The organism is Pseudomonas sp. TE12234 (assembly GCF_054061835.1).
The window spans coordinates 36,230-62,631 of the sequence record NZ_JBSSEP010000009.1 but is presented as its reverse complement, the minus strand read 5'-3'; the positions used below and the strand labels follow the sequence as shown (position 1 = coordinate 62,631).

The following is a 26,402-nucleotide window of genomic DNA, read 5'->3' as shown; positions in this document are numbered from 1 at the left end:
ATGAATTTGTCAGCATCTGCAATGATCGGCACACTGTGCCCGTTCCTCCCCCAATAGTTGGAACAACTTCAAGGGCTTTCTGGGTATCCCAGCTAAGCCCTTTTTTTTCCTCGGTTTTGTCAACGGAACGGTTTCGTCATGCTCGCTCGCTGGTTACCCGCCGCCATCAACACCCGCCCGACAGAGTGGAGCCGTGCCGCCATTGGCATGGCCCTGGGCACCCTGCTCAGTGTCTGGCTGTGCGGCCAGGTATTCGGCATCGAGGTGGCGCAACACCTGATCGGGCCATTGGGGGCTTCGGCGGTGCTGCTGTTCGCGGTGTCTTCCGGTGCGCTGGCGCAACCCTGGTCGATTCTCGGTGGCTACCTCAGCGCCGCGGTGGTCGCACTGTTGGTGGCGCACGTACTCGGTCGCACCCTGACCAGCGCCTGTCTGGCAGCCGGCATGGCCCTGGTGCTGATGTGCTGGCTGCGCTGCCTGCATCCGCCGGCCGGTGCCCTGGCCTTGACCCTGGTGCTGGCAGACCCGGCGACCATTGCCATGGACTGGAAAGCGCTCGGCCCGGTGATGCTCGGTGCCTCGATCATGTTGCTCAGCGCCCTGGCCTACAACAACCTGACGCGCATCCGCTATCCCAAGCGCGCCAATGAACCGGTTGCAGTAGTGCCTGCCGACCACCCGCCCACCGATAACCAGGCGATCACCGCCGAAGACCTGAAACTGGCCCTGGCCGACATGGAGGCCTTCTTCGACGTCACGCCCGAAGACCTTGAACAATTGATCCATGCCAGTGAGTTACACGCCAAACGTCGCAGTATTGGTGAAGTGTTGAGCCGCAGCGCCTGAAGACATCAATCCCGACCACGGGTGCAGGGGGGTGCCATGCAAAAATGCAGGAAGCACCTGCACATATCCCGGTTGTACATCACAAATTTGCACTGTTACGATCCTGCATCGCTCGCGCGCGAGCTTCTCAATAAAGAACAATAAAAGCAGGGAGTTAGTGATGACTGCTCAGGTTTCTTCTCCGGGGACTCCGTCCATGGATGCCAGGCAAAACGAAGTGCTGGCCGAAGTACGCAACCACATCGGTCACCTGACCCTCAACCGCCCCGCCGGCCTCAACGCCCTCACCCTGGACATGGTCCGCACCCTGCAACGCCAGCTCGACACCTGGGCAGAGGATCCGCAGGTGCACGCCGTCGTCCTGCGCGGTGCCGGTGAAAAGGCCTTCTGTGCCGGTGGCGACATTCGTTCGCTGTACGACAGTTTCAAAAGCGGCGACACCCTGCACCAGGACTTCTTCGTCGAGGAATACGCCCTGGACCTCGCGATCCACCATTACCGCAAACCGGTGCTGGCGCTGATGGACGGTTTCGTCCTTGGCGGCGGCATGGGCCTGGTCCAGGGTGCCGATTTGCGCGTGATCACCGAGAAGAGCCGTCTGGCCATGCCGGAAGTCGGCATCGGCTACTTCCCGGACGTCGGCGGCAGTTACTTCCTGCCGCGCATTCCCGGCGAACTGGGGATTTACCTGGGCGTCAGCGGCGTGCAGATCCGTGCGGCCGACGCACTCTATTGCGGCCTCGCCGACTGGTATCTGGACAGCAGCAAACTCGGCACGCTCGACGAAAAACTCGATCATCTGGAATGGCACGACACCCCACTCAAGGACCTTCAGGGCCTGTTGGCGAAACTCGCGGTGCAACAACTACCGGACGCGCCGCTGGCGGCGCTGCGTCCGGCCATCGATCACTTCTTCGCCCTGCCCGATGTGCCGAGTATTGTGGAGCAACTGCGCGCCGTAACGGTCGCCGACAGCCATGAGTGGGCCACGACCACCGCGGACCTTCTGGAAACCCGCTCTCCGCTGGCCATGGGCGTGACCCTGGAAATGCTGCGGCGCGGTCGGCACCTGAGCCTGGAACACTGCTTCGCCCTTGAGCTGCACCTGGACCGCCAGTGGTTCGAGCGCGGCGACCTGATCGAAGGCGTGCGCGCCTTGCTGATCGACAAAGACAAACAACCACGCTGGAACCCGCCCACCTTGCAGGCGCTGGACGCCGGGCATGTCGCGAGTTTCTTCCAGGGTTTCGATGAGAGCGGGAGCTGAGTCATGCACGATATCGAATTGAGCGAAGAGCAAGTGATGATCCGCGACATGGCCCGGGACTTCGCCCGTGGCGAAATCGCCCCCCACGCCCAGGCCTGGGAAAAAGCCGGCTGGATCGATGATGGCCTGGTGGCGAAGATGGGGGAACTGGGCTTGCTGGGCATGGTGGTGCCCGAGGAATGGGGCGGCACCTATGTCGACTACGTGGCCTACGCCCTGGCCGTAGAAGAAATCTCGGCCGGCGACGGCGCGACCGGCGCCTTCATGAGTATCCACAACTCGGTGGGCTGCGGGCCGGTGCTGAACTACGGCACTGAAGAACAAAAGCAGACCTGGCTCGCGGATCTGGCCAGCGGCCAGACCATCGGCTGTTTCTGCCTGACCGAACCCCAGGCCGGCTCCGAAGCGCACAATCTGCGCACCCGCGCCGAACTGCGCGACGGCCAATGGGTGATCAACGGTGCCAAGCAGTTCGTCAGCAACGGCAAACGGGCAAAGCTGGCGATCGTGTTTGCCGTGACCGACCCGGACCTGGGCAAACGCGGTATCTCGGCGTTTCTGGTGCCCACCGACACCGCGGGCTTCATCGTCGATCGCACGGAACACAAGATGGGCATCCGTGCTTCCGACACCTGCGCCGTGACCCTGAACAACTGCAGCATTCCCGAGGCCAACCTGCTGGGTGAACGCGGCAAAGGCCTGGCCATCGCCCTGTCCAACCTTGAAGGCGGACGCATCGGCATCGCCGCCCAGGCCCTGGGCATTGCCCGTGCGGCCTTTGAAGCGGCGCTCGCCTACGCCCGCGAACGCGTGCAGTTCGACAAGCCGATCATCGAGCACCAGAGCATCGCCAACCTGCTGGCCGACATGCACATGCAATTGAATGCCGCACGATTGCTGATCCTGCACGCGGCGCGCCTGCGTACAGCCGGCAAACCCTGTCTGTCGGAGGCTTCGCAAGCCAAACTGTTCGCCTCGGAAATGGCCGAGAAGGTCTGCTCCTCGGCGATTCAGATTCATGGCGGCTACGGGTACCTGGAAGACTATCCGGTGGAGAAGTACTACCGGGATGCGCGCATCACGCAAATCTATGAAGGATCGAGCGAGATTCAGCGGATGGTGATTGCCCGTGAACTGAAGAATTATTTGGTCTGATGCTCTGAAAAGCTTCGCTGGCAAGCCAGCTCCTGCAGGGGGACGCCAATCCCGGTAGGAGCTGGCTTGCCAGCGAAGGCGTCAGCGAGAATGGCGCATCGGGTTTATTCCTGCCCCGAGCGCTTGATCGCCCTCACCCCCAGCGCCGCCAGATCGTTCTCGCCCTGCCCCAGCGCCACCGCATCCAGCAGGTTGTCGCGTAACACGCTGGCAAACGGCAACGGCACGTGATTCGGCTCGCCCGCCTTCAACGCCAATCCCACATCCTTCAAACCCAGGCGCAAGGTGAACCCTGCGCCCTCGGTTTCACGTCGTACGATCTTCGGCCCGTAGACCTTGTAGGCCGGCGCTGAAAACAAGGTGCCGGTAATGAAATCGACAAAATCATTGTTGGCCACCCCATAGCTCTGACTCAACGCCATCGCTTCGCCCGTGGCTTCAATGGCACTGATCAACATCATGTTGGTGGCGATTTTGAGCACGCTGGCGCTGACCGGATCTTCGCCCATCGGCCAGGTTTTCTGCCCCAGCACGTCCAGCAATGGCTGGACCTTGGCAATGGCCGCTGGCGGGCCGGCGACGACGATGTTGAGCATGCCGGATTCGGCCAGATCGTTACGACCAAACACCGGCGCGGCAATCAGTTCGACACCTGCGCTGGCGTGTAACTCGGCCATTTCCCGAACGAACGCCACGGACAATGTGGCCATGCTCAAGTGAATCAAACCCGGCTTGCTCGACGCCAGGGCGCCGCTTTCGATGAGGACGGTGCGGGTTACGGTGTCGTCAGCGAGCATGCTGATCACGACGTCGGCAGCAAATGCCTCGGTCGGATGGCTGGTTGCGATAGCGCCCTGCTTGACCAGACTCTCGACCGCCTCCTGACTGCGGTTCCACACCAGCAGTTGATGACCGGCCTTGAGCAGATTGGCCGCCATGCCCTTGCCCATGGAGCCCAGCCCGATAAATCCGATACGCATGACAACCTCCGCTGATTTTGTTCACGTTGGTCGACAAGAATAGCTGGGCTGCGCAAGCCTTAGAAACATCGCGGGCAAGCCCGCTCCCACAGGTGTTTCGGTGCGCAGAAAATCCGCGGCACACCCAAAACCTACTGTGGGAGCGGGCTTGCCCGCGATGGCGTCAGCAAAAACGCCGCATTACTTGCCCTGGAACTCAGCCTCACGCTTGGCAATGAACGCCGCCATGCCTTCCTTCTGATCCTGGGTCGCAAAGGCCGCATGGAACACCCGACGTTCAAAGCGCACGCCTTCCGACAGGCTTACTTCAAAGGCACGGTTCACGCTTTCCTTGACCATCATGGCGATCGGCAGCGACTTTTTGGCGATCAACGCTGCGACTTTCAAGGCTTCGTCCAGCAGCTCATCGCTTGGCACGATCCGCGCCACGATCCCGCAACGCTCCGCTTCCACGGCGTCGATCAAACGCCCGCTCAGGCACATTTCCATGGCCTTGGCCTTGCCCACGGCGCGGGTCAGGCGCTGGGTGCCGCCCATGCCTGGCAGCACGCCGAGGTTGATTTCCGGCTGCCCGAACTTTGCGTTGTCGCCGGCCAGGATGAAATCGCACATCAGCGCCAGTTCACACCCGCCACCCAGGGCAAAACCGTTAACTGCCGCGATGATCGGCTTGCGGCGGTTGGCCACCCGATCGCTGTCGCTGAACAGGTCATCGAGGTAGATCTGCGGGTAGGTCAGCTCGGCCATTTCCTTGATGTCGGCACCGGCGGCAAAGGCTTTTTTCGAGCCGGTCAGCACGATGCAGCCGATGTTCGAATCGGCTTCCAGGCCATCGAGGGCGTGGTTCAGTTCGCCGATGATTTGCGAATTCAACGCGTTCAGCGCTTGCGGGCGGTTCAAGGTAATCAGGGCCACACGGCCGTGGGTTTCCAGCAAAATCGTTTCGTAGCTCACAGATGGACTCCTTCTCAAAGATTGCGCGAAATAACCATGCGCTGAATATCGCTGGTGCCTTCGTAGATCTGGCAGACCCGCACGTCGCGGTAGATCCGCTCCAGCGGAAAGTCGTTCAGGTAACCGTAACCGCCGAGCGTTTGCAATGCCGAAGAGCAGACCTTCTCGGCCATTTCCGAGGCGAACAGCTTGGCCATCGACGCTTCGACCAGTGCCGGTTTGCCGCTGTCACGCAGGGCGGCCGCGTAATGCACCATTTGCCGGGCGACGGCAATTTGGGTCGCCATGTCGGCCAGGCGGAAGGCTACTGCCTGATGCTCGATGATCGGCTTGCCGAAGCTCTCGCGTTCGCGGGCGTAGTCACGGGCCGCTTCGAATGCCGCGCGGGCCATGCCCACCGATTGCGAAGCGATGCCGACGCGGCCACCTTCAAGGTTGGCCAGGGCGATTTTGTAGCCTTCGCCCTCTTCGCCCAGGCGGTTGGCCACCGGGACTTTCACGTCTTCGAAGAGGATCTGGCAGGTGTCGGAGGCGTGCTGGCCAAGTTTGTCTTCGACCCGCGCGACTTTGTAGCCCGGCGAATCGGTCGGCACGATCAGCGCGGTGATCCCGCGTTTGCCGGCACTCGGATCAGTCACGGCAAACACAATCACCACCCCGGCGTTCTGCCCGGAGGTGATGAATTGTTTGCAGCCGTTGAGCACATAGTGATCGCCTTCAAGGCGTGCACGGGTTTTCAAGCCGCTGGCGTCGGAGCCGGCCTGGGGTTCGGTCAACGCGAACGCGCCCAGCATCGCACCGCTGGCGAGGGGCTTGAGGAAACGTTCTTTCTGCTCGTCGTTGCCGTAGTTGAGGATCGGCACGCAGCCCACCGAGTTGTGCACGCTCATGATGGTCGAGCACGCCCCGTCGCCGGCGGCGATTTCTTCCAGGGCCATGGCATAGGCCAGATAACCGGTATCGCAACCGCCCCACTGTTCCGGCACCAGCATGCCGAAGAAGCCCAGTTCGGCCATCTCACCGATGGCTTCCTTGGGGAAACGGTGCTCGCGGTCCCATTCGGCGGCGAATGGCTTCAGCCGTTCGTCAGCGAATTGCCGGGCCATGTCGCGGATTTGTTGTTGGTCGTCATTGGGGATCATGGTGAATCCTTAAAAATAAGCCTTCGTACAACTACCTGACTGAAACACTGGCCCCTGTAGGAGCGGGCCTGCTCGCGATGGACGCAAGGGCGCCACGTTTATCCAGACAGCCCGCGTAATCGTTAACGTCCATCGCGGGCGAGCCCGCTCCCACAGGGTGTGACGTCAACTTCAATACAGGCATTCCACGGCCATGGCCGTCGCTTCACCGCCGCCGATGCAAATGGCCGCAACACCGCGATTCAAGCCTTTCTGGCGCAACGCCGACAGCAAGGTCACGAGAATTCGCGCGCCGGACGCGCCGATCGGGTGGCCCAGGGCGCAGGCACCGCCGTGCACATTGACCTTCTCATGGGGAATTTCCAGTTGGGTCATGGTCACCAGGCTGACCACGGCAAAGGCTTCGTTGACTTCGACCAGATCGACCTGATCAAGCGACCAGCCGGTTTTCTGCATCAGCTTCTTGATCGCGCCGACCGGTGCCACCGGGAACAGGCCCGGCGTATCGGCAAATGCAGCGTGACCGTGAATCACCGCCAGCGGCTTGAGGCCGCGCTTGTCGGCCTCGGAACGGCGCATCAGCACCAGCGCCGCCGCGCCGTCGGAAATCGAGCTGGAGTTCGCCGCCGTGACCGTGCCGCCGTCGCGGAACGCCGGTTTCAGCGAGGCGATTTTGTCCAGCTTGGCCTTTGGCGGCTGTTCGTCGTTGCTGATCGTCACCTGCTCTTTGCCGACGGTCACGGTCAGCGGCACGATCTCGTCCTTGAAGCGGCCATCCTTGATTGCCTGCTGTGCACGGGTGGTCGAGGCGATGGCGAAGGCATCCTGGGCTTCGCGGCTGAAACCGTTGGTTTCGGCGCAATCTTCGGCAAAGGTGCCCATCAGGCGGCCCTTGTCGTAAGCGTCTTCGAGGCCGTCGAGGAACATGTGGTCAAGCACCCGACCGTGGCCCATGCGGTAACCGCTGCGGGCGCGGTCCAGCAGGTACGGTGCGTTGGACATGCTTTCCATGCCCCCGGCGACGACCACCTCGGCGCTGCCGGCGACCAGCATGTCGTGGGCCAGAATCGCCGCTTCCATCCCCGAACCGCACATCTTGTTCAGGGTGGTGCAGCGGGTCGATTTATCCAGCCCGGCGCCCAGCGCAGCCTGGCGTGCCGGGGCCTGGCCGAGACCAGCGGACAGGACGCAGCCGAACAACACTTCTTCGACAGCATCCACAGCGATACCGGCGCGCTCCACGGCGGCCTTGATCGCGGCCGCACCGAGTTGCGGAGCGGTCAGGCTTTTCAGCTCGCCCTGAAAACCACCCATCGGGGTGCGGACGGCGCTGACGATGACGATTGGATCGTTGGAAAGGCTCATGACAATTGCTCCTTATTTGGCGGCCATGCGCAAGGCACCGTCGAGACGGATCACCTCGCCATTGAGCATGCTGTTTTCAATGATATGCCTGACCAGCGCAGCGTACTCGGCCGGTTTGCCCAGGCGCGGCGGGAACGGCACGCCGCTCGCCAGGGAATCGCGAACTTCCGGGGTCATGCCGGCCATCATCGGGGTTTCGAAAATCCCCGGGGCAATGGTCATCACGCGGATGCCGAAACGCGCCAGTTCTCGGGCGGCGGGCAAGGTCAGGCTGACGATGGCGCCTTTGGACGCGGCGTAGGCCGCCTGGCCGATCTGACCATCGTAGGCCGCGGCGGATGCGGTATTGATGATCACGCCGCGCTCGCCATCGGCGTCCGCGTCGGTTTCGGCGATCGCCGCCGAGGCCAGGCGCAGCATGTTGAAGCTGCCGATCAGGTTGACGTTGATTACCTGACTGAAGCTGGACAGCGCATGCGGACCGTTTTTGCCGAGGATCTTCTCGCCACGCACGATGCCGGCGCAGTTCACCAGGCCATTGAGGCCGCCAAAAGCCTTGACCGTGGCCTGCACCGCCGCCTCAGCCGCCGCTTCGTTGCTGATGTCCGCCACCACGCTTTGCGCGCCGAGGCGCTGGGCCTGGGCCGCGACGGCTTCGGCATTCATGTCCACCAGCATCACCTTGGCGCCGGCGGCGACCAGCATTTCAGCGGTGGCCGCGCCCAGGCCGGAAGCACCGCCGGTGACGAGAAAAACCTTGTTTTCGATCTGCATCATTGTTTCCTTGGATTCAAGCTGAAACGTTCTTCGCGGCGGCCTCTTGAGCCTTTGCGATTTCCTGGTTGCGCAAGATAAAGCGCTGCAATTTGCCGCTTGGGGTTTTCGGCAACTCGCTGACAAATTCGATTTCACGGGGGTACGAGTGCGCGGCCAGACGCTTGCGCACATGCTGGCGCAGCTCTTCGGCCAGTTCCGGCGTGGCGCGGTATTGCTCGCCGATCACGACGAACGCCTTGACCAGTTCGGTGCGTTCCGGATCGGGTTTGCCGACGACCGCCGCTTCGATCACCGCCGGGTGTTCAATCAACGCGCTTTCCACGTCGAACGGCCCGACACGGTAGCCGGAGGTGGTGATCACATCGTCACTGCGACCGACGAAACTGATGCTGCCATCCGGGTTCCACTCCACGGTGTCGCCGCTCAAGTAATAGTCGCCGACGAACGCCTTGGTCGGCGCGCCTTCGTAACCGGCGAACCAGCACATCGGCGATTGGCTGCGGTCGATGGCCAGGATGCCTGGCTGGCCGACGCCTAGCTCCTTGTACTGCTCGTCCAGCACCACAATGCGATGGCCCGGCGAGGCGAAGCCAGCGGCGCCCATATGAATCGGATGCTCCAGGCCATGGTGATTGCACAACACCATCCCCAGTTCGGTCTGCCCATAGTGGTCATGAATGACCACGCCAAGGTGGTCGGCGAACCAGCGGATGACTTCCGGGTTCAGCGGCTCGCCGGCGCTGCTGACGATACGCAGCTTGCCTTTGATCGACTTGGCGAAGGCGTCGCCCCCGGCGATCAGCAAGCGATAGGCCGTCGGCGATCCGGTGAGGTTGGTGATCCCGTACTTGTTGATCACCCGGCAGGTGCTTTCCAGGGTGAACGGGCCATCGTAGAAGGTGATCGGGTGGCCCATCGACATCGGCCCGGTGACACCGAAGTAGATGCCGTAGGCCCAACCCGGATCGGCAACGTTCCAGAACGCGTCTTCGGGACGCAAATCCACCGCGTCACGGGTGTAGCTCTGGAACGCAACGATAGCCTTGAGTGGCACTGACAGCGCTTTCGACGGGCCAGTGGTGCCCGAGGTGAACATCAGCAGGAACGGGTCTTCGCCGGTCAACAGTACCGGTTCGCAGGCATTGGAGAAGTTGGCCAGTTCGGCCCAGAAACTGAAATCGCCCTGAACGATGCCCTGCCCCTTGGGCCCGCTGACGGTGACGATAGTCGGGCAATCGGCGACTTCAGCGAGTTTCGAGCGGTTGACCGCGTCGGTGACCACGACCTTGGCACCGGAGCTGCCCAGTCGATGCTCGATGGCTTTCGGGCCGAAGGCAGTGAACAGCGGCTGATAAACCGCACCAATACGCCAGGTGGCGAACACGGTAATCAATAGTTCGATGTTACGTGGCAGCAGACCGGCGACCTTGTCGCCCTTCTGTACGCCCTGGGCCAGGAGGAAGTTGGCGAAACGCGCGGCCTTGTCCTGCAAGTCGCTGAAGGTGTAAGTCGCGCTGGTGCCATCGCGGCCTTCCCAGAACAGCGCGATGCGACCCGGCAAGGCATGCCGGTCACAGCACTCGATGCAGGCGTTGAGGGCAGTCAGATCGCCAGCGAGTGCGGCGTCGACGGTGTGCTGATAATTGAACTGTGATGTAGCAGACAAGTAATCGCGCATTGCCAGAATCCCTCTGTATTTTTATTAGGTTGGGGGAACCGTAACTAACAGGGAAATACTCGCTCTGCGCGGGTGGAGGGGCAATGGTCAAAGTTATCAAGTTGCGTGACTGGTTTGGCCAAGATCCGGGAGGTGGCGCCTCGTCATGGCACCCAAAGAACCGGATCAGTCAGGACGCTTCGTTGAGAATCAAACTGCGGTAATGCCCCGGATTGGACCCCGACCACTTGCGAAACGCCTTGTAGAACGAACTCGCGTCGGCAAACCCCAGGCGCGTGGCGATTTCCGCGAAGCTGATGGCCGGTTCCGCCAGCCAGACGATGGCCAGTTCCTTGCGCACGCTGTCCTTGAGCCCTTGATAGGTTTGCCCTTCCTCGGCCAGCCGGCGGCGCAGGGTCGAGGCCGACATGCACAGGCGTTGCGCCAGGGCTTCGGTTTCGGGCCAGCGTTCGGCCGGCAGTTGCCGCAGATCGTGCTTGATACGGCTGGCCAGGCTCTGCGGATCGCGGTACTTGACCAGAATGTTTGCCGGCGCATGGGCCAGGAAACGCTTGAGTTCTTCGGCGCTGCGCTTGATCGGCGCATCCAGGCAATCAGCGGAGAAAATCATCCGCGTGCGCGGGCGGTCGAATCGCAGGTTTTCGGAAAACATCACCTGGTAGTCGTCGCAGAAGTCCGGCTGCGAGCAGCGCAACTCGATGGCCAGGATCGGAATCCGCCGCCCCGCCAGCCAGCAGGCCACGCCATGCACGATCATCCAGTAGGTGAAATAGGTGAACGCCCGGCGCGGTTCCTGTTCATCTTCCAGCAGCACGATTTCCGCCAGGCTTTGTTGGCGGACCAACTCCGCGGGCAGGTGTTCGAGCATCAGTGACAGGAAGCCCAAGCCACTGGTGAGGCCCGCCGCCAGACTCGGCTGGACCATGGCGCAACGACAAAGAAACTCCAGGCTGCCGGACTTGAGCTTGCGCGGGTCCATGCCGAAAAACTCATCATCGCCGCGCCGCGCCAACAGACGCCACAGCCGGGCGTACGCGGTGGCCGGTACCCGTGCATCGCTGCTGTGCAGCAGGAGCGGATCGATGCCGACCTTGATCAACACCTCTTCGGTGGCAACGCCCGGGGCGCAACTTTGCAACAGCGCTTCTCGCACCAGTTGAATGGAGATGGTGTCTTTTTCCGCCATGGAGCGAGGCAAACCCTGTTCTTGTAGGAGTGGTGCGCATATTAGCTCAGCCATCGACCCAACGCAGACCCCTGTAGGAGCGAGCCTGCTCGCGGTGGAGGTTAACGATGACGTGGGTTGCCTGGATGAACGCGGTGCCCTGACGTCCATCGCTAGCAGGCTCGCTCCTACAGGGGGACGGGGGTGATCTTCAGGGTCGTTCAGCTCATGTTCAGGTAAATGCCAATCAATGACATATGCGAATAAGTGTCATTATGTTACAAATTCGCACCTTATCTGATTGCCCCACGGTGCTGAATGCTCGTTCCTTTTCTGATCATGCTGCGCGAAGGCGTTGAAGCCGCGTTGATCGTTGGCATCATCGCCAGCTACCTCAAACAGACGGGCCGAGGCCAGTGGATGCCCGCCGTCTGGATCGGCGTGTTCCTCGCCGCCGCCCTCGCCCTGCTGGTAGGCGGAGGCCTGGAACTGGCCAGCGCCGAGTTTCCGCAAAAACAGCAGGAACTGTTTGAAGGCGTGGTCGGCCTGGTGGCGGTCGGCATTCTCAGCTCCATGGTGTTCTGGATGCGCAAAGTGGCGCGCTCCATCAAGCATTCGCTGCACACGTCCCTTGATCAAGCACTGACCGGCTCCCGGCATCAGGTCACTGCTCTGATCGCCATGGTGTTTTTCGCCGTGGCGCGCGAAGGCCTGGAAACGGTGTTCTTCCTGCTCGCGGTGTTCCAGCAAAGCGAAGGTCCGGCGGCCCCGATCGGTGCCCTGCTTGGCCTGGTCCTGGCGATTATCGTGGGTTGGCTGATCTACACCGGCAGCATGCGTCTGAACCTCGGCGCGTTTTTCCGCTGGACTGGCCTGTTCATCCTCGTGGTGGCGGCGGGCATTCTCGCCAGCTCGGTGCAGGCGCTGCACGAGGCCGGTGTGTGGAATCACCTGCAAGCCGTGCTCTTCGACATCAGCACCACACTGCCCGTGGACGGTCCGCTGGGTTCGGTGCTGGCCGGCATGTTCGGTTACCAGGACGCCCCGACCGCCAGCACCCTGGGTGCCTATCTGATTTATCTGATCGTGGCGTTGGTGATGTTCTTCAGGCCAACCCCTGCGCCGATTGCAAACTCCCGCAGGAGCGAGCCTGCTCGCGAGGGGCGTCAACGATGACGCAGGCTGCCTGGAAAAACTCATCGCCTGCATATTCATCGCAAGCAAGCTAGCGCCCAAAGGATTCGTTCGAATAACCGGCCAGACAGTCCTCCTCCATTTCCAGCCAGTAAGGGCAACCATGCCAAATCCAGCCCCACCCCAGGCTTCCCCGCCCCGCGCCTTGCGCTGGGCGGTGGCCGGTTCGTTGATCGTGATGATCGCCGCCGGCGGCCTGTTCTATTACGCCGCGAAAATGGCCGCTGACAAGCGCCAGGCCAACCATGACGAAGTGCGGGTGACCATTCATCCGCACAGCTGCGAGCCCAATGCCCTGACGGTTCCGGCCGGCCATGCCAGCTTCCGCATCGTCAATCAATCCGATCGCGCCGTCGAATGGGAAATCCTCGATGGCGTGCTGGTGGTCGAAGAGCGAGAGAACATCGCGTCCGGCCTGAGCCAGGTGATCAACGCTAACCTGTTGGCCGGCGACTACGCCATCACCTGCGGTCTGCTGAGCAACCCGCGCGGCACCTTGCACGTCACGCCGACGGCGGCTTCGGAAGCGGCGGCCAAGGCCAGGCCGTCAATGGTGGCGTTCGTCGGGCCGTTGTCGGAGTTCCGCGTGTACCTGAGCAGCCAGGGCTCGGCGCTGATCAAAGCCGTCACCGCCCTTGAGCAAGCGATCGCCACCGGCGATCTCAGCCAGGCCCAAACCTTATACGTACCGGCCCGCACCGCTTATCAACGCCTGGCTCCGGCAGCCCAGCGCCTGGCCGAGCTGGACAATGGGATCAACGCCCGTGCCGACTACTTCGAACAACGCGAGCAAGACCCCGGGTTCGTCGGTTTCCATCGCATCGAGTACGCGCTGTTCCAGCAACGCAACCTCGACGGCCTGGCACCGGTCGCCCAGCGCCTGTTGGCGGACGTGACCACCCTAAAACAACAGCTGCTGGCCCAGTCCCTGCCACCGGAGCAATTGGTGAGCCTGGTCGTGCGCAATCTCAACGGCATCGCCGAGGTGCGCGCCCGCAGTGGTGAAGAAGAACGTTACAGCCACACCGATCTGAATGGCTTCGCCGCCAATCTCGACGCCGCGCACAAGGTCGTCGAACTGCTGCGTCCGTTGCTGGCCAAATCCGCCGCCGACCTGCTGCCACAGATCGACAGTGCGCTCGGCGCGTTCGACACCGAACTCAACGGTTTGAAGGCCAAGGACGACTACGCCAGCTACGACCGTGTTGACAGCGAGCAACGCCAGCAGATCGCCGACAAGGCCAAGGCACTGGTCGTTGCACTCGATGGAATCGACCCCGCCCTTGGCCTTTCCGGCCTCTAAGCAGAAGACGACTTATCAATGAACGATTCAGAACAACTCAACCTCCAGCGGCGCCGGGTATTGATGGGCATGGGCGCAGCCGGTGTCGCCCTGGCCGGCTCCGCGCTGAGCTGCCCGGCCATGGCCGCCAGTCCCGCGCAGGTCACTGAAGCGCCGAGCAGCGACCGCACGCAAGACCGCCACGCATTCCACGGCAAGCACCAGACGGGCATCGTCACCCCGCGCCCGGCGTCCGGCATGTTGGTGTCCTTTGATGTACTGGCCAGCGACCGCCAAGACCTGGAGCGACTGTTTCGCACCCTCAACGATCGCATCGCGTTTTTGATGAAAGGCGGCCCGGTCACCCAGGTCGATCCGAAGTTGCCACCGGTGGATTCGGGCATTCTCGGCCCGATCGTGACCCCGGATAACCTGACCATCACGGTGTCGGTTGGTGCCTCGTTGTTCGATGAGCGCTTCGGTCTGGTCAATGCCAGGCCCAAGCGCCTGACTCGCATGGTCGGCTTTCCCAATGACGCGCTGGAGGCCGATTGCTGCCACGGCGACCTGAGCCTGCAGTTCTGCTCCAACACCACCGACACCAACATCCACGCCTTGCGCGACATCGTGAAAAATCTCCCGGACCTGCTCCTGGTGCGCTGGAAGCAGGAAGGCAGCGTGCCGCCCCAGGCCCCGGCAAAACCGGGTGTGCCAGCGCAGAGCGCGCGCAACTTCCTGGGCTTTCGCGACGGCTCGGCCAACCCCGACTCCAACAATGCACAAACCATGGACAGCGTCGTCTGGGTTCAGCCCGGCAGCGACGAACCGGCCTGGGCGGCGAATGGCAGCTATCAGGCGGTGCGGATCATCCGCAACTTCGTCGAGCGTTGGGACCGCACACCGCTGCAGGAACAGGAAAGCATCCTCGGTCGGGTCAAAAGCACCGGCGCGCCCATGGGCGGCACCCATGAATCCCAGGTGCCGGACTACAGCCAGGACCCGCACGGCAAGTTGACCAGACTCGACGCGCATATCCGCCTGGCCAACCCGCGCACCGCCGCGACCCAGGCCAACCTGATCCTGCGCCGTCCGTTCAACTACTCCAACGGCGTGAACAAGAACGGCCAACTGGACATGGGTTTGCTGTTCATCTGCTATCAGGCCGATCTGGAGAAAGGCTTTATCACCGTGCAAAACCGACTCAACGGCGAGCCACTGGAGGAATACCTGAAACCGGTCGGTGGCGGCTATTTCTTCACCTTGCCCGGCGCCACCGGCGATAAGGATTTCATCGGTCGCTCACTGCTCGACGCCACACAACCCACAACAAACGCGTAACCCACCCAACACGGAACCGTCCCATGAAACAGTCGCCACTCGCATTACTGCTGACCCTCGGCTTGCTCACCACCCCGCTTGCGGCTTTCGCGGCAACGGCGCCGCTAGAGCTGGTTCAGCCGATTTCCGACTACAAGATCTACGTCACCGAGCAACTGGATGAACTGGCCAGCCACACCCGGCAATTCACCGACGCCGTGAAAAAAGGCGACCTGGCCACCGCGAAAAAACTCTACGCGCCGACCCGTGTTTACTACGAATCCATCGAGCCGATTGCCGAGCTGTTCAGTGATCTCGACGCGTCCATCGATTCCCGCGTCAATGACCATGAGAAAGGCGTGGAAGCAGAAGACTTCACCGGCTTCCACCGCATCGAATACGCGCTGTTTTCGCAAAACAGCACCCAGGGCCTGGGCGAACTGGCCGACGGCCTGAACAAAGACGTCAAGGACCTGCAAACCCGCGCCGCCGGCCTGACGTTCCCGCCGGAAAAAGTCGTTGGCGGTGCCGCTGCGCTGCTTGAAGAAGTGGCCGCCACCAAGATCTCCGGCGAAGAAGATCGCTACAGCCACACCGACCTTTATGACTTCCAGGGCAACATCGACGGCGCGAAAAAAATCGTCGACCTGTTCCGCCCGCAAATCGAAAAACAGGACGCGGCATTCATCGCCAAAGTCGACAAGAACTTCGCCACGGTGAACCGGGTCCTGGCCAAGTACAAAACCGCAGACGGCGGCTTCGAGACCTACGACAAAGTGAAGGACAGCGACCGCAAGGCGCTGGTCGGCCCGGTGAATACCCTGGCTGAGGATTTGTCGACGTTGCGCGGGAAACTGGGGCTTAACTGAATGGAGTGGCGACTGGAAGGGCCTCATCGCTGGCAAGCCAGCTCCCACAGGTTTTTGAGTCGAACCACACTTGCGTGATCGACATTCAACCCTGTGGGAGCGGGCTTGCCCGCGATGGCGTCAGCCGCCGCGCTATAGGTTTTACAGGATGCGGTACAACAACCGCTCAATACGCACACGACTCACCCGCTTGAGAAACTTCGCCACTCCCGACGGGTAATCCGGCAAGGTTTGCAGGTCCTGGAAACGCTCGATGCGTCGGGTATGCTGGAAAATCTGTGCCAGTTCCGTGCGTCGCGGTACCTGTAGCTCGCCCTTCGGATCATCGATCAGCAAGGCATTTTCCAGATCGAGACGAAACGCCCGGGGGTTGAGGTTGTTGCCGGTCAGCAAGGTGTAGCGCTGATCGATCCACATGCCCTTGAGGTGATAGGTGTTATCGCCGTCCAGCCACAGGTGCAGGTTCAACTGACCACTGTCGATGTTGCGCTGGTGGCGCTTGGCGAACCGGCGCAGGCTGATTTCATAGAGGTACGGCAGCGCTGAAATCACCTTGAACGGCTCGCTCGGCGGGATGTAGAAGTCGTTGGCAGTCTTGTCGCCGACCACGATGTCGATCTTCACGCCCCGCGCCAACGCCCGGTTGATTTCCCGAATCACCGCCAAGGGCAGGTTGAAATACGGCGTGCAGATCGTCAGTTGTTGCTGGGTGCTGGCGATCAGTTCACAAATCACCCGGTTCAGCGGGTTGTTCTTGCCAACGCCAAGCAACGGGCTGACCGACAACCCGGTCCTGTCCGTGGTGCCCTGGCTGGTGTCGTACGCCGCGTGCTTGAGTCGGCTGCGCAGGTCACCGATGTCGCTGCGCAGGCTGCGGGTGGTCGGCAAGTTTGGCAGATCCAGGCGATGCACGGCCTTGGAAGCCACCAGACCATGCTGCACCAGATGCTGCATCGAATCGGCAAGCTGAGGGTTCTGCAGCAGGTGATAACGGTCGTAGCGGTACTTGTCGAACTTGTGCAGGTAGACGTTGTTCAGGCTCGCGCCGCTGTAGATCACACAGTCATCGATCACGAAACCCTTCAGATGCAGGACGCCGAACAGTTCGCGGGTCTGCACCGGCACGCCATACACCGGCACTTCACTGGCGTGGGTGCGGGTCATTTCCTGATACCAGGCCGAGTTGCCCGGCTGCTTGCCGGCGCCGATCAGGCCGCGCTGGGCGCGCAGCCAGTCGACGACCACCACCACGTCCAGCTCCGGACGCGCCAGTTTGGCGGCGTGCAAAGCATCGAGAACTTCCTGACCGGCCTCATCCTGTTGCAGGTACAGCGCAACGATGTAAATGCGCCGCGTGGCACTGGCGATTTTTTCCAGCAGGCAGCGACGGAACTCGGCAGCGCCAGAGAGGAAGGTGACGGCATCGGCGGTCAGCGGAAAACTGCGCAGTTTGGGCAGCAGGGAGCGTTTGAAAAGCGACGGCATAGGGCTCGCAGAGGGTCGAATCCAAAGAGGTGGAGAGCTTACACCATGGATGGGTCTGGGTCTTGTTACTGTCTGTAATAGCCCTTCGCAGGCAAGCCAGCCCCTACAGGTCGCCGCATCGCAGCTTAGGCCGCTTGGCGAACGGAAAAATAACATTTGACCAAGGAGAACGATCGTTCTACTTTAAGCGCCATGAACGAAAATACTAGCAACGACACACGCGACATCATTCTGGATGTCACCGAAAAGCTGATCTACAAAAGTGGCATCGCCGCCACGGGCATGGATCTTCTGGTGAAAACCGCCGGTGTCTCCAGAAAGAGCGTCTACCGTTACTTCGCCAACAAGGAGGAGCTCACCGTCGCGGCCCTGCAACGCCGGGATCAACGCTGGATGCACTGGTACAGGAGCGCGGTCGACCAGGCCGAAACCCCGGCGGACCGGTTGCTCAATCTGTTTACCGTGCTCAAGTCCTGGTTCTGTTCCGAAGGCTTTCGCGGTTGCGCTTTCATCAATACCAGCGGTGAGACGGGTGATCCGCAAGACCCGGTTCGCCTGGTCGCCAAAGACCACAAACAAAAGCTGCTCGACTACGTGTGCGAGCTGTGTACCGAACATGGCGCCGAAGATCCGCAGACGCTGGCCAAGCAACTGCTGATCCTGATTGACGGGGCCATTACCGTCGCACTTGTCATGGGTGACTACAGTGCCGCCGATAATGCGCAATGCATGGCGCGAAAGTTATTGGACCTGTAACTGCTTGATCAAGACCGACAACTTTGTTGAACTTTAATTTAATACGGAGACATGAAATGTCTAATGCCGAAGTTCGCCCGCCATTGCCGCCCTTTACCCGTGAATCCGCCATCGAAAAAGTCCGCCTGGCCGAAGACGGCTGGAACTCCCGCGATCCGGAGCGTGTGTCGCTGGCCTACACCCTGGACACCCAATGGCGAAACCGCGCTGAGTTCGCCCACAACCGCGAAGAGGCCAAAGCCTTCCTGACCCGTAAATGGGCCAAGGAACTGGACTATCGCCTGATCAAGGAACTCTGGGCCTTCACCGACAACCGCATCGCCGTGCGTTATGCCTATGAATGGCACGACGATTCGGGCAACTGGTTCCGCTCCTACGGCAACGAAAACTGGGAGTTCAACGAACACGGCCTGATGGCCCGGCGCTTCGCCTGCATCAACGACATGCCGATCAAGGAAAGCGAGCGCAAGTTCCGCTGGCCGCTGGGCCGCCGCCCGGATGATCATCCGGGCTTGTCCGACCTCGGTTTGTAAACGCGTCCCTTGTTGAAGCTGGCTTGCCAGCGATGGCGTCCTGACAGTCGACCAATCTGTTATCTGTCAGGTTGCTTTCGCCGGCAAGCCGGCTCTTACAGGAGGTTTTGGTGTTCAGGCGACCGCTGCGGTCTGCCGGGACAGGGCTTCAGCCTCAAGCTCCCGCACCAACGGCAATACCCGCTGGCCGAAATACTCCACTTCTTCCTGAAAGTGCAGGAACCCCGCCAAAACCAGATCCACGCCCACTGCTTTAAGCGCCACAATCCGCTCGGCGATCTGTCGTGGCGTGCCGATCAGATTGGTCTTGAAGCCATCGTTGTATTGCACCAGGTCCTCGAACGTCGATTTTGCCCAGTTGCCCTCGCCTTCCGGCGATGCCCGCCCCGCCTGCTTCGCCGCGTCACCGAAGGCGGTCACCGCTTCGGGATCAGCCTGATCGATGATCTGTGCCAGCACTGCCCGCGCCTCCTCTTCGGTGTCCCGGGCGATCACGAATGCGTTCACACCGATCTTGACTGAATGATTGTTCGCGGCCGCCTTGGCGCGAATGTCATCGACCTGGGCCTTGATGCCTTCGGGGGTGTTGCCGTTGGTGAAATACCAGTCCGACACCCGCGCGGCCATGTCCCGCGCCGCACGGGAACTGCCACCCTGGAAGATTTCCGGCCGGCCCTGGGGTTTGGGTTTGAGGCTGTAGTTGTCGAAGCGATAGAAGTCGCCGCGAAAGGTGAAGTTGTCCTGGGTCCAGATGCCTTTAAGTGAGCGAATGAACTCTTCGGAGCGGCGATAGCGCTCATCGTGTTCCAGCCAGTGTTCGCCGATGGCCTGGAACTCGCCCTTGAACCAGCCGCTGACGATATTGACCGCCACCCGGCCGTTGGTGAGCTGATCGATGGTTGCCAGTTGCTTGGCCGCCAGCGCCGGTTGCCAGGGGCCTGGCAGGATCGCGGCGATGACTTTGAGTCTGGTCGTTGCCGCCAGCAGTGCATGGCTGAAGGCCACTGATTCATGCTGATACTCGGCACCGTAACCGGCGGTGAAACGGATCTGCGTCAGGGCATATTCGAACCCCGCCTCCTCGGCCAGCTGTGCCAGCTTGCGGTTGTAGTCGATGCCCCAGTGGGTACGTTGTTCGATCTTGCTGACCACCAGCCCACCGCTGACGTTCGGCACCCAGTAGGCAAATTTGACGGCTTGCTGACTCATTGGCGTGTCCTCGGGATATTAGGGAATGTCCTGGGGCATGAGCAGCAAGTGTGCCAGTCCTGAATCTGGAGCGCTCGGAAACGGTGGCGAGGGAGCTTGCTCCCGCTGGGCTGCGCAGCGGCCCCAAGTTTTGGTGAGCGCTGCGCACTCAAGCGGGAGCAAGCTCCCTCGCCACAAAAGCCGCCGTCCCCGGACAATTTGCTGATGCACTGTTGGCCCGGCAACAGTTGAAACTGCCGCGCCCCCAATGAAGTCCAGTAAATCCGCACCGAACAGGTCCGGCATGGACCCTGCAATCCCCCTTGGCAGACGCAATGTTTTTTCTGCCAGCCAAGGAGCCACTCCATGACCGAACACCAGGTAATCAACCCACTGTCCACCGGCACCGACTATGAAGCCCTCGCGGCGACCTATCGGCCGACTTTCCAGCGCATTGCCGACGGCGCCCTCGAGCGCGAACAGTCGCGTACGTTACCCCATGAGCCGATTCAATGGCTCAAGGAAGCCGGCTTTGGTGCGGTGCGGGTGCCGATTGAATACGGCGGCGGTGGCGCCTCGGTTCCGCAGCTGTTCGAGCTGCTGATCGAACTGGCCGAAGCCGACTCGAACCTTCCCCAGGCATTGCGCGGCCACTTTGCCTTTGTCGAGGATCGCCTCAACGCCCCATCCAGCCCGGCGCGGGACGTCTGGTTCAAACGCTTCGTCGAGGGGGACATCGTCGGTTGCGCCTGGACAGAAATCGGCACGGTGGCGATGGGCGATGTTGTCACCAAGGTCACGCCCCATGGCGATCAATGGCGACTAAATGGCGAGAAGTTCTACAGCACCGGCAGTCTGTTTTCCGACTGGATCGACGTCTATGCCCAACGCAGCGACACCGGTGGCGATGTGATCGCCGCCGTGCGCACACGCCAGCCGGGTATCGAGCAAAGCGACGATTGGGACGGCTTCGGCCAACGCACCACCGGCAGCGGTACGTCGCGCTTTGTCGATGCCGAAGTGGACGCCGGGAACGTCATCGACTTCGCGACCCGCTTCAAATACCAGACGGCGTTTTATCAACTCGTATTGTTGGCCACACTGGCGGGTATTGGCCGTGCGGCATTGCGCGATGTCTCCCGTCATGTGCGCGAACGCCAGCGCATCTACAGCCATGGCAACGCGCAGCGCGTCAGCGAAGACCCACAGGTCCAGCAAGTGGTCGGCAACATTGCCGCGTGGGTTTATGCGGCCGAGGCCAGCGCATTGAAAGCCGCACAACCGGCGCAGCAGGCCTACGTCGCGCGTTTCGCTGGCGATCCGGCCCGGGAGCGAGCGGCCAACGTGGCGGCAGAGATCGAGTCGGCGAAGGCGCAAGTGGTGGTCACGGAGTTGATTCAACGAGCGACCACCGAACTCTTCAACGCGCTGGGGGCTTCGGATATTCGCCGGGGCAAATCGCTGGATCGGCATTGGCGCAATGCGCGGACCGTTTCGTCGCATAACCCGGTGATCTACAAGGCGCGGATTGTCGGGGATTGGTCGATCAACGGAACCGAGCCACCGTTTGTGTGGCAGATCGGCAATGGGCCGGCCCCAAAGGCCTGATGTGTTTCGCAAGGGCCGGCTGCGGGAGATTGGCTCGCTCCCACATGGATTGGCGCTGAACCTGCAGGAGCGAGCCTGCTCGCGAAAAACGCCCGGACGACGCGTTCATTCAGACAACCCACGTCATCATTGACGACCATCGCGAGCCGGCTCGCACACAGGAGATGGGGGGCATCTGCAGGTGACTGGTCGGTTATCAAGCCGCCTTTGCTGGCAAGCCAGCGCCAGATGAAAGGCCAGACCAGTCGCCGCAGAATCAGGATCTAGGTAAGATAACCGCCCTTCTGCGCAGCCCCTTGCTGCCACCGCCGAATAAGCCGATTCCATGCCTTTCGAACTCAGTGTTGATCTCACCACCCTGGCCATTCTGGCCCTTGTTGCCTTTGTAGCCGGATTCATCGACGCCATTGCCGGCGGTGGCGGCCTGTTGACCACCCCTGCGTTGCTGACTGCCGGCCTGCCCCCGCACCTGGTCCTGGGCACCAACAAGCTCAGCTCGACCTTCGGTTCGGCCACCGCCAGTTTCACCTTCTACCGCCGCAAGCTGTTCCATCCCAGGCAGTGGACTCACGCCATCGTCGGCACCCTGGTCGGCGCGCTGAGCGGTGCCGTGGTCGCCCACTACCTGCCGGCCGAGTGGCTGAACAAGATGCTCCCGGTGATCGTCTTTGCTTGCGGTGTCTATCTGTTGTTTGGCGGAACGCCGAAAGCGCCGCTGGACAGCGACGCACCGATCAAGAAAACCTGGCAATCGACCCAAGGCTTCAGCCTCGGCTTCTATGATGGCGTCGCCGGTCCGGGGACCGGGGCGTTCTGGACCGTCAGCAGCCTGCTGCTCTACCCCATCGACCTGGTGAAGGCCAGCGGCGTAGCGCGCAGCATGAACTTCGTCAGCAACGCGGCGGCGCTGTCGATTTTCATTTTTTCCGGTCAGGTGGACTGGGTGATCGGCTTGAGCATGGGCTCGTCCTTGATGGTCGGCGCCTTCTTCGGCGCTCGCACCGCCATCAGCGGCGGCGCGAAGTTCATTCGTCCGGTGTTCATCACCGTGGTGCTGGGCCTGACCGTGCGGCTAGCCTGGCAACACTGGTTCAGCATGGCCTAAGCGCCGCGCCACGTAGACGTCGATCAGGTAACGGGCAATCGAGCGTGACGCCGGCAACGGCGGCAGCTCGTGCACGTTGAACCACTGGGCGTCTTCGATCTCGTCTTCCTGACAGACGATCTCGCCACCGGCGTATTCGGCATGGAAACCGAGCATCATCGAGTGCGGGAACGGCCAGCACTGGCTGCCCATGTACTGAATGTTCTTGACCTCGATCCGCACCTCTTCGCGAACCTCGCGAATCAGGCAATCCTCGGCTGACTCACCCGGCTCGGCGAAGCCTGCCAGCGTGCTGTAGACCCCGCTGACAAACCGTGGCGAACGCGCCAGGAGGATTTCGTCGCCACGGGTCACCAGTACGATCATGCTTGGCGAAATCCGTGGATAGCTGCGCAGATCGCATGGCTGGCAATACATCGCCCGCTCGCGCGGCACCTGGCTCATGGCTTGCCCGCAATTACCGCAAAAGCGATGCTCACGGGCCCAGGTGCCGATCTGCGCGGCGTACGCGAGCACCTTGTAAATCGTGTGATCGCCTTCGAGCATGAACGCCCGCAAGCCTTTCCACTGACAGCCCGGGACTTCGCTGTGACTGCGCAACTCCAGCAGATACACCGGCTCGCCATCGAGATGACCGATGCCATGCTCGGCAAGAATCGCCAGGTCCTGGCGCTTGAGCCATTCACGGGGGAACAGCGCGCCATTGTCATCGAACAAAAAGCCTTCGGGGCTACGCGCCACGGCCCAGCCGCCGGGTTGATCGGTGTCCAGTACTGCAGTGGTCCAGCGTGAAGTCATTTTTCAATCAATCCAGAAATTCGGGTTTCTGTTTGCTCATATGGGCGGCCATGGCCACGCGCAAGTCGGTGGATTGCAACATGGCGGCGTTCCAGGTGGCGACGTATTCCAGGCCATCATCGATGCGATGATCGCGCATGTAGCTGATCATCTCCTTGGTACCCATGACGGCAATCGGCGACTTGCTGGCGATCTCGCGGGCAATGCCCATGACGCCATCAAGCAGGCTGGCGCTGTCGCTGTAAACGCGATTGACCAGGCCCATGCCCCGCGCCTCTTCGGCACCAAAGGTGCGACCAGTGTAAGCCAGTTCGCGCAGCATGCCGTCACCGATGATCCGCGGCAAGCGTTGCAGCGTGCCGACGTCGGCAGCCATGCCGATGTCGATTTCCTTGATCGAGAACTGGGCATCTTCGGCGGCGTAACGCATGTCGCAAGCGGCGATCAGATCAATGGCACCGCCCAGGCAGTAGCCGTGGATGGCGGCCAGTACCGGTTTACGGCAGTTGTCGACGGCATTGAACGACGCTTGCAGATTGAGAATCTTGCGTCGCAGCAGGCGCGCGTTGCGCCCGACATCCTTGCCCATTTCATTGGCCACGGCGGCCAGCATCATCAGGTCGATGCCAGAGGAAAAATGCTTGCCGGCGCCACTGAGAACCACCACCCGCACTTCGTCGGTGTCGTCGATCCATTGGAAGATCTCGACGATCTCGCTCCAGAACGCAGCATTCATCGAATTGATCTTTTCCGGGCGATTGATCTGCACATGGGCGATTTTATCGACCAGTTCGACGTTGAATGCTGTGTATTGGGACATGCCAGTGATCCTTTAGCGGGCAAAAAATTAGGCCCGAACTATAACAAGGCACGGCGGCAGGCAGTAAGGCAGCGGTTCGGCCAAAAGCGGGACTTCTCGGCGATCAAGCATGCCCCTCCTCGATTTGTGCTTTCCTTGCCAAGAACTCCACAACGGAATGAATAATTGTTCACGCTGCAGTGTTTACCTCCAGACGGGTACCTGCAGAACATGTCGAGGTTTTCGGCTTGCTCGATGTCCCGGCCCTGATCCCTGTGGAGCATTGTCCATGAATAGCCGTTTTTCAGTTTTCACCGTTCCGTTGTTGATTGCCACCGTGCTCGCCAGTTCCCTGGCGCTGGCCCACGGCGATGACAACGCCCCCGCCAAGCCCGAATGCCCTCGAGGCCAGGTCCTGGATAAAAAAACGCAAAAATGCGTCCTGCAAACCAGTAAAGCGGTGTCTGACGCCGACCGTACCGATTACGCTTATCAATTGGCCAAGGACGGTCGTTACGAAGAAGCCCTGGCGCTGCTGGATACGCTCCAAGACCCCAACACCGCCAAGGCGTTAAACTATCGCGGCTACGCCACGCGTAAACTGGGGCGCACCGACGAAGGCATCGGTTACTACCTGCAATCGGTCAAACTCGACCCGCAGTACGCGAAGGTCCGCGAATACCTCGGCGAAGCCTATGTGGTCAAAGGCCGCCTGGACCTGGCCCAGGAACAGTTGCAGCGGATCAAATCGATTTGCGGCAACACCTCCTGCGAGGAATACCAGGACCTGGCAGAAGCCATCAACGACTCATCGAAAACCTGACACCCCGAACGGACGGAGGTCGCCATCGCCAGCGATCAGGCAATACGGGCAGAACTGAGCCAGCACCTGGCGCGTTTATGGCGCTACGGCCTGCTGTTGTCCCGACAAAGGCATGTCGCCGAAGACCTGGTGCAAGCCACTTGCGTGCGCGCACTGGAACGGGCCGGGCAATATGAACCGGGAACACGGATGGACCGCTGGCTGATGAGCATCCTGCATTCGATCTGGATCAACGAAGTGCGCGCGCGGCGGGTTCGTCAGGGACAAGGGACAGTCGATACCGACAATGCCTTGTCGTTTGACGGCGAGCACGTGGCGCAGACCCATGTACTGGCGTCGCAGGTCATTCGCCGTGTCGATGCGCTGCCCGAGGCCCAACGGGAAACGGTATTTCTGGCGTATGTCGAGGGTTTGTCCTATCGCGAAGTCGCCGAGGTCCTGCAAGTACCGATTGGCACCGTCATGAGTCGCCTCGCCGCGGCGCGGGTAAAACTGGCCGAGTACCCGCCATTGCAATCGGTGCCGAACCCTTCCAGCGGAGAACGTCGATGAACGCGAAACTCTCGGATGAGCAACTGGTGGCCTATCTGGATGACCAGCTCGATACCGAACAGCGGGCACGCATCGACGCGGCCATTGCCGAAGACCCGATGATCGGCCTGCGCCTGCAATGGCTGGATCGCAGCAGCCTGCCGTTCAAGGATGCGTTCAGTCAACTGAGTCGACAGGCCCCCGTGGATCGCCTGCAAGCCATGCTCGACACCCTGCCCTCACCGGCACGCCCACCGCTGAGCCGTCGCTGGTTCCTGGCGGCAGCCGCCGGGCTGGTGGCCGGTGGCGTGCTGGCGGACCGGCTGTTCCTGGGCTGGCAGGAAAGTCAGCAAACCAGCAACTGGCGCGGGCTGGTGGCTGACTACATGGCGCTCTACGTACCGCAGACTCTGGAGCACCTGCCCAGCGATGAAACCACTCAGCGTGCGCAGTTGCAGACGCTCGACGAGCATCTGGGCCTGAAACTCGCACCCGCGCAGTTGAGTTTGCCCCGGGTCGAATTCAAGCGTGCACAAATTCTTGAATACGATGACGTGCCGATCGCCCAGATCACCTACCTGGACCCGGTCCATGGCCCCCTGGCGCTGTGCATCACCCTTTCCAGCAGCGGCAGCCGACATGTCGCCCGGGAGCGTCGGCACGGCATGAACATTATCTATTGGTCGGACATGCACCACGCCTGGATGCTGATCGGGCATAACCCGCCGGCAGAACTGGAGGCGATGGCCACGACGCTGCGCAGTCGATTCAGCGCCTGATCTTCC

General features: G+C 61.4%; 25 protein-coding genes. 14 read left to right on the top strand and 11 right to left on the bottom strand.

Going from position 1 to position 26,402, the window contains the following annotated elements:
* The first annotated feature begins 138 nt into the window (after positions 1-138).
* The 3 genes from ACVWYU_RS15680 (at position 139) to ACVWYU_RS15670 (ending at position 3,268) form a co-directional block, all read left to right on the top strand.
* The gene (locus ACVWYU_RS15680) at positions 139-846 is read left to right on the top strand and encodes an HPP family protein (RefSeq protein ID WP_248914991.1); all 708 of its coding nucleotides are present in this window, start codon (positions 139-141) and stop codon (positions 844-846) included.
* Between the two features lie 160 nt (positions 847-1,006).
* Complete coding sequence (locus ACVWYU_RS15675; protein WP_457373073.1) at positions 1,007-2,113, top strand: enoyl-CoA hydratase/isomerase family protein; 1,107 nt, start codon at positions 1,007-1,009, stop codon at positions 2,111-2,113.
* 3 nt (positions 2,114-2,116) lie between these two features.
* Positions 2,117-3,268: an acyl-CoA dehydrogenase family protein gene (locus ACVWYU_RS15670; protein WP_090322131.1), complete on the top strand. Its 1,152-nt coding sequence runs from the start codon at positions 2,117-2,119 to the stop codon at positions 3,266-3,268.
* Between the two features lie 104 nt (positions 3,269-3,372).
* Here the strand turns inward: ACVWYU_RS15670 and ACVWYU_RS15665 are convergent, their stop codons facing one another.
* The 7 genes from ACVWYU_RS15665 to ACVWYU_RS15635 all read right to left on the bottom strand — a co-directional run bounded on the left by ACVWYU_RS15665 (position 3,373) and on the right by ACVWYU_RS15635 (position 11,350).
* On the bottom strand, positions 3,373-4,248 hold the full coding sequence (locus tag ACVWYU_RS15665) for an NAD(P)-dependent oxidoreductase (protein ID WP_457373072.1): 876 nt from the start codon (positions 4,246-4,248) through the stop codon (positions 3,373-3,375).
* A 180-nt stretch (positions 4,249-4,428) separates the two neighbouring features.
* Positions 4,429-5,202 (bottom strand): enoyl-CoA hydratase, encoded by a 774-nt coding sequence (locus tag ACVWYU_RS15660; RefSeq protein WP_090322138.1) that lies wholly within the window; start codon positions 5,200-5,202, stop codon positions 4,429-4,431.
* Between the two features lie 14 nt (positions 5,203-5,216).
* Entirely contained in the window at positions 5,217-6,344 is a 1,128-nt protein-coding gene (locus tag ACVWYU_RS15655) for an acyl-CoA dehydrogenase (RefSeq protein WP_457373071.1), read from the bottom strand.
* Between the two features lie 171 nt (positions 6,345-6,515).
* Positions 6,516-7,709: an acetyl-CoA C-acyltransferase gene (locus ACVWYU_RS15650; protein ID WP_457373070.1), complete on the bottom strand. Its 1,194-nt coding sequence runs from the start codon at positions 7,707-7,709 to the stop codon at positions 6,516-6,518.
* Positions 7,710-7,721: 12 nt separating this feature from the next.
* Positions 7,722-8,483 carry an SDR family NAD(P)-dependent oxidoreductase gene (locus tag ACVWYU_RS15645; protein ID WP_457373069.1) on the bottom strand — a complete coding sequence of 254 codons (762 nt, stop codon included), beginning with the start codon at positions 8,481-8,483 and terminating at the stop codon, positions 7,722-7,724.
* Positions 8,484-8,499: 16 nt separating this feature from the next.
* A complete protein-coding gene (locus tag ACVWYU_RS15640) occupies positions 8,500-10,164 on the bottom strand; it encodes an AMP-binding protein (protein ID WP_247255682.1) in 1,665 nt (554 codons plus the stop codon).
* Positions 10,165-10,333: 169 nt separating this feature from the next.
* On the bottom strand, positions 10,334-11,350 hold the full coding sequence (locus ACVWYU_RS15635) for an AraC family transcriptional regulator (protein WP_248915027.1): 1,017 nt from the start codon (positions 11,348-11,350) through the stop codon (positions 10,334-10,336).
* 297 nt (positions 11,351-11,647) lie between these two features.
* Here ACVWYU_RS15635 and efeU point away from each other — a divergent pair, with 297 nt between their 5' ends.
* The 4 genes from efeU (at position 11,648) to efeO (ACVWYU_RS15615) (ending at position 15,991) form a co-directional block, all read left to right on the top strand.
* On the top strand, positions 11,648-12,505 hold the full coding sequence (gene efeU, locus ACVWYU_RS15630) for an iron uptake transporter permease EfeU (RefSeq protein ID WP_457373068.1): 858 nt from the start codon (positions 11,648-11,650) through the stop codon (positions 12,503-12,505).
* Positions 12,506-12,626: 121 nt separating this feature from the next.
* On the top strand, positions 12,627-13,826 hold the full coding sequence (gene efeO / locus ACVWYU_RS15625; RefSeq protein WP_457373067.1) for an iron uptake system protein EfeO: 1,200 nt from the start codon (positions 12,627-12,629) through the stop codon (positions 13,824-13,826).
* An 18-nt stretch (positions 13,827-13,844) separates the two neighbouring features.
* Positions 13,845-15,143: an iron uptake transporter deferrochelatase/peroxidase subunit gene (efeB, locus tag ACVWYU_RS15620; RefSeq protein ID WP_457373066.1), complete on the top strand. Its 1,299-nt coding sequence runs from the start codon at positions 13,845-13,847 to the stop codon at positions 15,141-15,143.
* A gap of 23 nt (positions 15,144-15,166) precedes the next feature.
* The gene (gene efeO, locus ACVWYU_RS15615) at positions 15,167-15,991 is read left to right on the top strand and encodes an iron uptake system protein EfeO (protein WP_247255686.1); all 825 of its coding nucleotides are present in this window, start codon (positions 15,167-15,169) and stop codon (positions 15,989-15,991) included.
* Between the two features lie 141 nt (positions 15,992-16,132).
* Here efeO (ACVWYU_RS15615) and pssA read toward each other — a convergent pair whose 3' ends face one another.
* The gene (gene pssA / locus ACVWYU_RS15610) at positions 16,133-17,476 is read right to left on the bottom strand and encodes a CDP-diacylglycerol--serine O-phosphatidyltransferase (protein WP_457373065.1); all 1,344 of its coding nucleotides are present in this window, start codon (positions 17,474-17,476) and stop codon (positions 16,133-16,135) included.
* Positions 17,477-17,668: 192 nt separating this feature from the next.
* Between pssA and ACVWYU_RS15605 the strand changes: the two genes are divergently transcribed.
* Both ACVWYU_RS15605 and ACVWYU_RS15600 read left to right on the top strand, forming a co-directional pair.
* Entirely contained in the window at positions 17,669-18,232 is a 564-nt protein-coding gene (locus tag ACVWYU_RS15605) for a TetR/AcrR family transcriptional regulator (RefSeq protein WP_090322162.1), read from the top strand.
* A 56-nt stretch (positions 18,233-18,288) separates the two neighbouring features.
* Positions 18,289-18,765 (top strand): nuclear transport factor 2 family protein, encoded by a 477-nt coding sequence (locus ACVWYU_RS15600; RefSeq protein ID WP_090322167.1) that lies wholly within the window; start codon positions 18,289-18,291, stop codon positions 18,763-18,765.
* 114 nt (positions 18,766-18,879) lie between these two features.
* On the opposite strand, the gene sfnG is transcribed toward ACVWYU_RS15600, so the two are convergent.
* A complete protein-coding gene (gene sfnG, locus ACVWYU_RS15595) occupies positions 18,880-19,974 on the bottom strand; it encodes a dimethylsulfone monooxygenase SfnG (RefSeq protein WP_090322168.1) in 1,095 nt (364 codons plus the stop codon).
* A gap of 345 nt (positions 19,975-20,319) precedes the next feature.
* Between sfnG and ACVWYU_RS15590 the strand changes: the two genes are divergently transcribed.
* Together ACVWYU_RS15590 and ACVWYU_RS15585 are read left to right on the top strand one after the other, a co-directional pair.
* Complete coding sequence (locus tag ACVWYU_RS15590; RefSeq protein WP_457373064.1) at positions 20,320-21,561, top strand: acyl-CoA dehydrogenase family protein; 1,242 nt, start codon at positions 20,320-20,322, stop codon at positions 21,559-21,561.
* Positions 21,562-21,886: 325 nt separating this feature from the next.
* Complete coding sequence (locus tag ACVWYU_RS15585) at positions 21,887-22,666, top strand: TSUP family transporter (protein WP_090322170.1); 780 nt, start codon at positions 21,887-21,889, stop codon at positions 22,664-22,666.
* Here ACVWYU_RS15585 and nudC read toward each other — a convergent pair.
* Both nudC and ACVWYU_RS15575 read right to left on the bottom strand, forming a co-directional pair.
* Positions 22,634-23,464, bottom strand: coding sequence for an NAD(+) diphosphatase (gene nudC / locus ACVWYU_RS15580; protein WP_090322171.1), 831 nt, complete (start codon positions 23,462-23,464; stop codon positions 22,634-22,636). The two genes, ACVWYU_RS15585 and nudC, sit on opposite strands and share 33 nt — an antisense overlap.
* A gap of 7 nt (positions 23,465-23,471) precedes the next feature.
* Positions 23,472-24,284, bottom strand: a complete 813-nt coding sequence (locus ACVWYU_RS15575) for a crotonase/enoyl-CoA hydratase family protein (protein WP_457373063.1) — start codon at positions 24,282-24,284, stop codon at positions 23,472-23,474.
* A 268-nt stretch (positions 24,285-24,552) separates the two neighbouring features.
* Between ACVWYU_RS15575 and ACVWYU_RS15570 the strand changes: the two genes are divergently transcribed.
* From ACVWYU_RS15570 to ACVWYU_RS15560, 3 genes are all read left to right on the top strand, one after another.
* Entirely contained in the window at positions 24,553-25,086 is a 534-nt protein-coding gene (locus tag ACVWYU_RS15570; RefSeq protein ID WP_457373062.1) for a tetratricopeptide repeat protein, read from the top strand.
* Between the two features lie 66 nt (positions 25,087-25,152).
* A complete protein-coding gene (locus ACVWYU_RS15565) occupies positions 25,153-25,638 on the top strand; it encodes an RNA polymerase sigma factor (RefSeq protein WP_390959943.1) in 486 nt (161 codons plus the stop codon).
* Entirely contained in the window at positions 25,635-26,396 is a 762-nt protein-coding gene (locus tag ACVWYU_RS15560) for an anti-sigma factor family protein (RefSeq protein ID WP_457373061.1), read from the top strand. Before ACVWYU_RS15565 ends, ACVWYU_RS15560 begins: the two co-directional genes overlap by 4 nt.
* Positions 26,397-26,402: the final 6 nt, after the last annotated feature.